This is a genomic window from Polaromonas sp. CG_9.7, assembly GCF_015752205.1.
Lineage (GTDB): Bacteria > Pseudomonadota > Gammaproteobacteria > Burkholderiales > Burkholderiaceae_C > Polaromonas.
In genome coordinates, this window is sequence record NZ_JADOVG010000009.1 from 174,152 (window position 1) to 181,698 (window position 7,547).

Here is a 7,547-nt window from a genome sequence, read left to right on the forward strand (position 1 = left end):
GCCGGGCGATTTTCGTTTTTGAAGCAATATTTATGATAAAAATACCTCTCCCGCAATACCAGAAAGCGCTTTTAGCTATCAAAAAAATAGCAATATGAATACGCTGCCAATGCAGGTCATGACCTGAACCACTCCCTGCCGACAGGCATTGACGGCCGTCCATGGTCAGGCGAATAGCATATTAGCGCCGCCAGCTTATGGTCAATTGCTCACGGCTTGTCCCGCCGGGCTGAACTGCCGCGCCGGAACATGCCAAGCATTTGACTGCGCCACCTCCTTTACTTCTCAATGCGGTCGCCAATCAAAAGCCTGTCGCGCAAACGGTCAACCCAGAGGCGGACTTTGGAAAATCAGAAAAACCCTCACCCAGCCTGCCGGGTTGTGCCCGACAAATTGCAACGACGACTGATGAGGCTTCGAAGCCTTTATGCGCATACGCGGAATGCTACAAAATAAATAGCGCAAAGCTCATATAACATAAGCGCATGGACACCAAATCATCAAAAATCAACTTTGGCCTGGCGGGCCGCATCTGTATCGTCACCGGAGGCGCGCAAGGCATTGGCGAAGCATGCATCCGGCGATTTGCCCGCGAGGGCGCTGCAGTCGTCATTGCCGACATCGACGATGCGCGCGGTGCGGCGCTGGCGGACGAACTGGGCGGCCTGTTCGTGCATTGCGATGTGGGCGACAAACTGCAGGTCGAAGCAGTGGTGGCGCAAACGCTTGCAGCGCATGGCCGCATCGACGTGCTGGTGAACAATGCAGGGATTTTCAGGGCTGCCGATTTCCTTGACATGACCGAGGACGATTTCGATGCCGTGCTGCGCGTCAACCTCAAGGGCGCTTTTTTGATGGGCCAGTCGGTGGCGCGCGAGATGGCCAAGGCCGGCCGGGGCAGCATCGTCAACATGAGTTCGGTCAATGGCGTGCTGGCCATCCCGACGATTGCCGGCTACAACGTCAGCAAGGGCGGCATCAACCAATTGACGCGGGTGATGGCGCTGTCGCTGGCTGACAAGGGCATACGCGTGAACGCCGTGGCGCCAGGCACCATTGCCACCGAACTGGCGGCCAAGGCGGTGCTGACCAGCGAAGAGGCCACAGCCCGCATCATGAGCCGCACGCCGATGCGGCGCCTGGGCGAGCCGTCGGAAATTGCCGACACCGTGGCTTACCTGGCCAGCGACGCCGCCAGCTACGTTACCGGCGAGATCGTCGTGGCCGATGGCGGCCGCATGACGCTGAATTACACGATGGCGCCATAAAACGCAAACCGGCCACTCGGCCAGGCATCTGTACGGCGGGCTGCACAGAGTTGCGCCGGCACTTTTCGCGGCTCAGTCCTCAGCGCGAAAGACAATGAAGGTGTTCATCAGGAAGTTGGCCACAAAAGCAGTGGCGACGCCGCCGATTTTGGCCAGTGTCGGTGCAATGGGCAGTGTGCTGCCCAGCCACCAGGTGGCGCCGGCATTGATGCAAAGGCCAACGCAAGCCAGCATGAAGAACAAGGTGGCACGGCGCAGCGATCGCCACTGCCGCCGATAGACCCACAGCGAAGACAGGGAATAATTGACAACCGCCGCCACCACAAAACTGGCAATGGCGGGTAGCAGCAAGCTATTCAGGCGCTGTGACAACAAATGGAAAAGGCCGATGTCCACCACCGCCGCCAGCCCGCCGACCATCAGGTAGCCCAATGCCTGACTCGCCAGACGCGGTGCAGCACCTGTCGTGGTGGCGGCTGGTGCAACGGGCGGGACGGGCGTGGCGTCAGTCGCATTCGTGGGCGCCGTGGTGCGGCTTCGCATCATGCGGCCGCCCGCACGGGCGCACCCTTCAACAAGGGGTGAAACACCGGGTCGGCGTAGGTCTGGAAGGTGGCAAATTCCGGATGCGGCTTGCGTGAGCGGATCAGCGCGTGAACGCCGGCCCGTTGCGCGACTGCACCATCCCGGTCAAAGCGGTCTCCGATCATCAGCGTGCGCTGCGGTGCAATATGGGTCTGGCGCAGGATGGACAGCAGCCCGGCCGGGTCGGGCTTGAGCCGCGCGATGGACGGGTCCGTCGCACACACAACCAGATCAGCCTGCAGCCCCAGCGCCTTGAGTTTGTCCACGGCCGGGTAATCAGAAAAAACAGCAATGCGTTTGCCTGCGGCTTGCAGCCCGGCAAAGACTGCCTCCACCTGCGCATAGCGGCAGGCGGGCAGCGCAGGCAGCGGGCGCTGCTCCAGCCAGTCAGCGGTGAGCAGGCGCACGTCGTCTTCAGTCTTGTGATGCTGCGCTGCGGTTCTGGCGTATTGCAAGCGCATGAAATCAGCTTCGGGCTTGTCGCCAAGTGCTTCGCGCACGCGCCTGAAGGTGCGCAGGGTTTTCAGCGTGTCCAGGCTGCGCAAGCGCCAAGCGTCTGACAGCAGCAAGCCCAGCATGGCGAACCGCAACCGGCGCTGGTCGTACAGCGTGCCGTCCACATCAAAGACCACCAAATCGATATGGTGCCAATCGGGCAAGGCCTTCAATGAACAGCCCTCCGCAGCAACTGCAGTCCAGACAAGATGGAATGAATCGCACCACCGCATCGTGCAGAGGCCAGTGTATTTTTTTCAGGTTTCACGGTTGGCCTGGTTTGCTTTTTTGGAATTCAGGATCAAGCAGCGTCAGCCGATAAGGCTGGTGGCCGTCAATCCCGGGCTTGTCTTTATTATCCGCAGGCAGCCATTCAAACTCCCAGACACGGCGGTCGTCAAAATATTGCCTGAGTCGATTGTCTTTTTCAGTGCCCAGTCGATGCGCCCAGACAATATCGGCTTTGTCAATATCCGGTTCGTTGTTGACCATTTCATAACCCAACGGGTTGTTCGGACCGCTTTTCACCAGCACCAGGTCGCGCCCCGGACTGTCCAGCAGCATTTGGCGCAGTGCGGGCCTGAGCTTGTCGGAAGTGGTGCAACACACCGTTTGGGTCGCGTTGACCCCCATCGACGGCGACCCGAAAATAAACGACGTGGCGGGCAAGGCCAGCATCAAGAGCGCAGCCACCGGCATCGCGCGCGCCAGAAACAGGCCGGCGGGATTTCGGACCGGGTCACGGGCACGCAGCCACTCGAAACCCCGCATCATGAAGATGAGCAGCAGCGGGAACAGCGGCGCCGTGTATTGCGGAAAGTTCCAGGTCTCCAGAAAATAGCCCCCCATGAAGAACGCCGTCGTGCCCAACAGAAAAGGATCACGCCTGCACGACCAGAGCCCGGCAAAAAACGCAGCCGAGAAAATTGCACCGATGTAGAAATTCCAGGTGTGGAAAAGCTTGGCCACTCCGCTGCGCAACCACAGCAAGGGCGACTTGCGCAGCCCGTAGTTGGCGCCTTCCATTGCAAAATAGTCCTGGAAATAAGCCGGACCCTGATGCAGCGACTTGAGGGGGGGCGAAATCAGAAAGGCGGGCACGCTTGCATACGTCTCGCGGTTCAGCTGGTAGGCCGCCTTGAGCGGCTGGCCGGTCGTGGCCTGGTTGTAGGCCAGCAGCAAGCCGCCCCCGGCCCCCACCATCAGCACTGCGGGCAGCGCCACCCTAACCAGAGCCAGCCGTACATGCTGCCAGCGACTGCGAATTAAGTGAAGCAGCAGGGCCAGCGCCACGGGAAAGCACAGTAAAAAGCCTTCGTAAGGCCGAGACGTCATCAAAATGACCATGCCCAGCCCCATCAGCAAGCCGTGGCGCCAGCGCGGTGCCTGCAAGATGCGCGGCAGTGCACCGATCACCAGCATCGCACCCAATGCAATGAAAGCGCCGCCGTAATAAGAATTTACCCAAAAGCTGAAAACTCCCAGGCGAAGGGTCACCAGGATGCCGCCGAGCAGCGCCATGGGCAGCACAACCCAACCCTGCAGCATCCAGGTCGCGGCCATGCACATCAGCACCATGCTCATCCACACGCCAACCCACGCATTCTGGGCCAGCAGCAAACCGGCGGCCAGCGGTGCCCCCCTGCCCGGAAAATACATTGATGCGTAAGCGGGCACCTGGTTGACGTAAAAGGTTTCGAAATGCTCCCAGAACGGATGCGTCGGATTGGCCAGCCGCCCTGCGGCAAAGGTCTGGGCTTGCAGCAAAATGCTTGTTTCGTCTGCGACCGATGCCTCGGCAATGCCCATCCAGGGCAGCATGAGTGCACGCAGGGCAATGGCCAGCAAGCCAACGGCCAGTACCTGCCTGATCGGCCGGTGCGCCAGTCCACCAAACAAGCGTTCCACGGTGTCGAACCTGCGGCTTCCCCAGCGTGGAGCAAAGGCCGCCAGGGCGAGCAAAGCCAATGCGAGCATGAATTCAGCCAGCGTGAACACCCCGAGGGTGGCACTGGAGAGCGCAAGCAGCTTGTCGTACACGTGAACCAATGAAAAATCAGAATTCATACAATGTGACAAGCAAGTAAAAAGCGGTCTTCCTCATGTTCAAAAGCGGTATGTCAGTGCGCAATCGCCGCCCCTAGCGATTCGATGCAAGCTGGTCCAGCATCAGGAAATGCGGCTCGCTTAGCCCGTGCAACACCGACAGATCAACAAAGCTCAACACGATCAGCGCCAATACCGTCGCCGCGCTGATCACCATGAGGCGCTTTTCGCGGAACAGTTTTTCAGGCTTTTGCGCCACCGAGCCGCTGCGCATCGACAAACCCAGGTAATGCGCGAACAAGACAATGATGAAAGGAAAGGCCAGAACATATTCAATGCGGTACTTGATCAAAAACACGCCCATCAGGAAGGTTGCAAACAAGGCATACACAAAGCACGAAATGGTCAGGCGCTCTTCGGTGTAATGCTGGAACGAACGGCGGTAGCGGTGCAGCAGGGCCACACCGCCCGGCTCGGCGGTGATCTCGCGGTATTCTGACAAGCGCTTGGCGCCCATCAGGAAAGCACCGCCCATCCAGTAAGCCAGCAGCAGCGAGACCGGCGCAATGGTGAAGTGGTCGATCATGGCCCAGCCCAGCATCATGCGAATGGGGTTGTTCAGCGACTCGGACAGCACATCCAGATAAGCCTTGTCCTTGGAGCGAACGGGCTGGACGTTATAGACCACACCTGAAACCCAGAACAGCACACTGACCAGAAAAAACAGGGTGCCGACCTGATACGCCAGCAACAGGCCCAGCAGACTGAACGCGGCATACATGCCATACACCCGGGTCGGCGTCATCACCATGTTGACCGCCGGACGGCTGGACTTGTCAGGGTGAAAGGCATCGAATTCGCGGTCCAGCCATTCGTTGATGATGTAGTTGGACGAGGCAATCAGTACGGCGCTGGCAAACCCCAGGAGGATGGACCACCAGACGTTTTGCAGCGGCGGGTCGCGCAGCACATAAGCCAGCACCAATCCAGGCAGGATGAAGACATGCTTGGTCATATGGTCCAGTCGCGCCATTTGCAGGTAGTCGCGCCAGCTGGCCGGGGTGTTGAGTGCATTTTGCGAATGCAGGGTTTGGGAGGTCATGGCGTAGATCCTTGAATTGACAGATTGGGCGTTGAGGTCGAATGCCGAAACGCAGAAATTCCGGTATCGGAAAGCCAGGCTTGACGGGCGACGGCCAGCATGGAAAGGGCCAGAAAAGGCAGCAGCCAGATCACCCGTGCCTGAAAACGGTCAAGGGACGAAGCCAGTGCGGCGCAGACGACGGCATTTGCAACGACACCCGCAATCACCACGACGGCAAAGTCCCTCATGCGGCGCTGCGTCAGGTCAAATGCCGTGGGCAGTCGGTCCAACGGGTCTGACTGGTCATACAGTCGGGCGCGCCCGCGCAGCCACACGGCCAGCACCAGCGAAGCCAGCACCATGGCGTAGGTTGCCGCAGACAACCCGTCGTTAAACGGCCAGAGCTGGCCGGCACGGCTGCGCTGCATAGCCAAAAAAATACTGTCGGGCACGCGCCCCTCGTACATGGCCAGGACAGCCGGGGGGTAGACGCCGATATCGACCCTGAACAGGCCCAACTGGCGCAACACATCGAGTGCCACGCCGCGGGTCACGCCCAGCGGGTCAAAGCGCACCACGTCAAGCACGAAACGCAACTGTTCGTCAGACAAGCGCCGCTTGATGCCTACGTCTGCCAGTGCGAAGGCGCCTTTGGCCGGATCACTGGAAAACAAAAAGTCTTCCCACGCTGTGGGATAGTTCTGCACAAAGTCGCACGCCGCATAACCTGCGCCAGGGCAACGCTGCTTGAGAAAGGCCGTGCCCGGTCCCAGGTCGATGAGGCGCGCCATCGGGTGCGGCAGGCGCAGCGGCGGCGCACCCACGGCAGCGGTCACCGCCTTGCTGAAAGCCCACTCTGCAGCCCCGGCGGCGGCAATGCAAATGGCCAGCACCAGCAGCGCGGCGCCCGAGAGGCTGCGCCAGTAGGCGCTGAACAGCCTCCCTGCCAGGGCCAGCACCAGCATGAGCACAGCCAACGCCACATGACTGCTGTGCGCGCACAAACCGAACAGCAAAATTGCCGCCAGCGCGCAGCACTGCCCGCGCGTCAGCTGCCGCCAGTAGACCGACATCGTCCCGATAATCAAGATCACCAGCGGCGCAAACACATCAGGCATTAAAAATCCGGTGTAAATGCCCAGCGGCGTGAGCAAGCTCAACGCCGCCACTGTGCCCAAGACCTGGCCAGTGCTCAGCGCCCAAAGTCGCACCATCAGAAGTTGCAGCACATAGGCCACGCACAAGGCCTGAACCATGACTGCCAGCCACATGCCCCCGGTCAGGTAACCGGCATAAAGCAAGATGCCGTAGTACACCGAACGCCCGGCCAGTACCACCTTGTCAGCCACGGAAGTCAGGGGTTTGAGCTTTCGGGCCGTCTGCACGGGCTCTGAGGGCATGACCGGCTCGGCCACGGACGAGGACGCTGCTGCCGAGGCAACAGCAGATGCATCAGGTGCGGGCAGCCACGGCTTGAGCGTGTTTGGGCCAGCCAGCCTGGACGCGCCCATTTCAGCGCCGCGCAGGTAGGTTGGCGTATCCGGGTAAAAAAACGGTTGGCCATTGAACAGTGCAATCAGGCACAGCATGAGTGCGATCGACACCCACAGCCCCAGGCGCCGTGCCCATTCCCTAAAGTTGTCAGCCTTCACGCCGCCCTCTTCAAGCAATGGAAACTGCCAGATTTAAAAAGTTGGATGCACCGCTTCAATTTATGCCTTCGGTCTTGAATGTGTGAATGCTGTTGCCTGGACAACAGGAATTCACCCTGAAGGCCACCATCTCAACCAGGTCGAATGCCAGGAAATTCATGGAGGTTCAGGGCGCAAGGGAATTCGACAGAGTTTCTTTGGGGCGCTTCATTCACCCAATAGGCCGTATGGCCCAAGAACCTGTTTTGAAGATTTAAAGGGTTACCCACCTTGCGGCAAAATGCAAAATCGATTCGAGATCGATGCGAAATCGATGAGTGAGCTAGTAGACAGTCAACCTGATTCGTTAATTAAAGTCTAAATTTTTCTGCTGGGTTACTTTTGCCAGTTTTGTGGGCGATATTCTCCGAAACCACT

Annotated in this window: 6 protein-coding genes; 1 reads left to right on the forward strand and 5 read right to left on the reverse strand. The window is 59.4% G+C overall.

The genetic code is table 11. The features are described 5' to 3' along the window. The first annotated feature begins 485 nt into the window (after positions 1-485). The gene (locus IWX87_RS11385; protein ID WP_196863634.1) at positions 486-1,268 is read left to right on the forward strand and encodes an SDR family NAD(P)-dependent oxidoreductase; all 783 of its coding nucleotides are present in this window, start codon (positions 486-488) and stop codon (positions 1,266-1,268) included. 72 nt (positions 1,269-1,340) lie between these two features. Here the strand turns inward: IWX87_RS11385 and IWX87_RS11390 are convergent, their stop codons facing one another. From IWX87_RS11390 to IWX87_RS11410, 5 genes are all read right to left on the reverse strand, one after another. Next, on the reverse strand, positions 1,341-1,814 hold the full coding sequence (locus IWX87_RS11390) for a GtrA family protein (RefSeq protein ID WP_196863635.1): 474 nt from the start codon (positions 1,812-1,814) through the stop codon (positions 1,341-1,343). Further along, positions 1,811-2,521, reverse strand: coding sequence for an HAD family hydrolase (locus IWX87_RS11395; protein WP_231374742.1), 711 nt, complete (start codon positions 2,519-2,521; stop codon positions 1,811-1,813). Before IWX87_RS11395 ends, IWX87_RS11390 begins: the two co-directional genes overlap by 4 nt. Positions 2,522-2,612: 91 nt before the next feature. Continuing rightward, positions 2,613-4,415: a hypothetical protein gene (locus IWX87_RS11400; protein ID WP_196863637.1), complete on the reverse strand. Its 1,803-nt coding sequence runs from the start codon at positions 4,413-4,415 to the stop codon at positions 2,613-2,615. A 73-nt stretch (positions 4,416-4,488) separates the two neighbouring features. Further along, the gene (locus tag IWX87_RS11405; RefSeq protein ID WP_196863638.1) at positions 4,489-5,496 is read right to left on the reverse strand and encodes a UbiA prenyltransferase family protein; all 1,008 of its coding nucleotides are present in this window, start codon (positions 5,494-5,496) and stop codon (positions 4,489-4,491) included. After that, positions 5,493-7,130, reverse strand: coding sequence for a hypothetical protein (locus tag IWX87_RS11410; protein ID WP_196863639.1), 1,638 nt, complete (start codon positions 7,128-7,130; stop codon positions 5,493-5,495). The genes IWX87_RS11405 and IWX87_RS11410 overlap by 4 nt, the downstream gene beginning before the upstream one ends. Positions 7,131-7,547 lie beyond the last annotated feature (417 nt).